The sequence below is a fragment of the Microcoleus sp. OTE_8_concoct_300 genome (assembly GCF_031383065.1).
In the GTDB taxonomy this organism is placed as follows: domain Bacteria; phylum Cyanobacteriota; class Cyanobacteriia; order Cyanobacteriales; family Microcoleaceae; genus Microcoleus.
Window position 1 is genome coordinate 1 of record NZ_JANMZH010000393.1, and the last position, 2,014, is coordinate 2,014.

A 2,014-nucleotide genomic window follows, 5' to 3' on the forward strand; every position below is an offset into this window, starting at 1 on the left:
ACCAATTCCCAATTATCAATAATATCATTCCGGCTGCGCCGGAATGACAAGCGAGGACACGGCAGTGCCGTTTCCCTACCCCAGATTAATCGTAGGGACACGGCACTGCCGTATCCTGATTTATACCCCAGATTAATCGTAGGGACACTCAAGCGTGCCCATTAGTGTCAACTTAAGCCTGAAAGCCTTAATAAATCTCGTTTTTACCATAGTCCTGATCCCCCTAAATCCCCCTTAAGAAGGGGGACTTTGATCGGACTCTTATCCCCCCCCCCTTCTTCAGGGGGGTTAGGCAGGGTGGATTAATTGTCAGGGGAAAAAGGTATGATAGAAGAGGTAATCAAGTCTGCCCCGGACGGGTAAACTATAATTATGGAGTGAATTAGGAATGAATTTGATTGAAGCAATTAAAGCTGTTCCAGATCATCGACATCCGAGAGGTATAAGACATGAACTTTGGCTGATATTAACAATAATTTTGTTGGGTAGTTGCACGGGATATTGGGGGTATAAACCCTTAGTAGAATTTACCAAAAATCATCGAAAAACCCTCATAAAATTATTCAACCTCCCGAGTGATATTCAATTCCCATCAGATTCAACATTTAGAAATATAATTCAATCCTTGGATTTTGAGATATTAGCAGTTCTTTTCAATATATGGTCTCAACAGGAATTGTCAATAGACGAAGGAGAATTGATGGCAATGGATGGAAAAAGCCTAAAAAGTACCTCAGTAGGTGGCAGCAGCTCTTACCAAAACTTTGTCAGTATAGTTTCCGTTTATAGTCATCGTCATGGATGGGTTGTTCGACATCAAGTTATGGAAAACAAACAGAAAAGTGAAGTCGAAGTTGTTATTGAGCTAGTTCAAGAACTCTCCGGTAAAAAAGTAGTAATTACCCTCGATGCACTGCACTGTCAAAAAAAAACACTAGCCTTAATTATTGATGGTGGCAATGACTATATAGTTACCCTCAAAAAGAATAAATTAAATCTGTTTAAAGCTGTCAATAAATTAGTCAGTTCTACTATGGCAGCCCAGGAAAATGAAGTTTCTGAATGTGTACATGGACGAACCACAACTCGCCACACCAAAATTTATCCAATTCCACCTCAATTATTGCCCCTTTGGGCGGGTGCAAAACATATAATTGTGGTCAGGAGATATGGGACTCGATGGGAGGGAAAAAAAAGTCGTCGTCATCTCATTAACTTCGATGAAGTACACTATTATTTAAGTAGTCTGGATTGGTCAGCCAGTCAATTTGGTGAGGCTATTCGTGGTCACTGGTTGATTGAAAACCGTCTGCATTGGGTCAAAGATGTGACGTTAAACGAGGATAACGATATTCGTCGTGGTGGTAATGCACCTGTTAATTGGGCAATGATTAGACAATTCTTAGTTTCATTGGCTCGCATGAAATGTACTCATACTTTTCCCGAAGCTTTAAGATTAATGGCCAATCAAATTGAAGATTTGAGTGAGTTGCTTTTTAATTTATCTAGTTCAGATAAACCTGTTAAGTGCCTTGCATAATTTCGGTCAATAGCCTTCATAGCCTTGATTTAACCTCTCGACAATTAATCCACCCTGCTTAAAAAGGGGGGACAGGGGGGGTCAAAGTCCCCCTACAACCAGGGGGATGCGAGGGGGATCTCCGGCGCATAAATAGTGTTAAGTGAACCGTATTGACATATATTATGGATAATCATCTAATTGCTAAAATAGTAATATTCTCTGTATCAATACCTTGTACTTTGTACATTGCTTACGCTGCGAAAGTAGCCCTCAATATCAACCTGGATCTATTCGGTGCAGGACACACTCCTGCTAAGGAATGAAAAGCTATCCGGTGGAATCATTAAGTGTAAGTGGTTCCCTAATTCCCACCACTGCCCCGGAAATAATCATGTTAAATAATCAGTCACAAACGCATCAAAACCGAATAAACCAGGCTTTTCGGGGGGGTACATCTCTATTTTGCAAGGGCGAAGCATTTCGGCAGATAAT

General features: G+C 40.8%; 2 protein-coding genes. Both read left to right on the plus strand.

Annotated elements, in window-relative coordinates:
• Window positions 1–388: 388 nt before the first annotated feature.
• Entirely contained in the window at window positions 389–1,540 is a 1,152-nt protein-coding gene (locus ACUVJL_RS18015) for an ISAs1 family transposase (RefSeq protein WP_445247113.1), read from the plus strand.
• A gap of 164 nt (window positions 1,541–1,704) precedes the next feature.
• Window positions 1,705–1,845: a hypothetical protein gene (locus ACUVJL_RS18020; protein WP_445247114.1), complete on the plus strand. Its 141-nt coding sequence runs from the start codon at window positions 1,705–1,707 to the stop codon at window positions 1,843–1,845.
• Window positions 1,846–2,014 lie beyond the last annotated feature (169 nt).

What these genes read in the sequence shown, in the direction of transcription:
- ACUVJL_RS18015 (WP_445247113.1), top strand. Translation starts at nt 389, where the DNA reads ATGAATTTGATTGAAGCAATTAAAGCTGTTCCAGATCATCGACATCCG.
- ACUVJL_RS18020 (WP_445247114.1), top strand. Translation starts at nt 1,705, where the DNA reads ATGGATAATCATCTAATTGCTAAAATAGTAATATTCTCTGTATCAATA.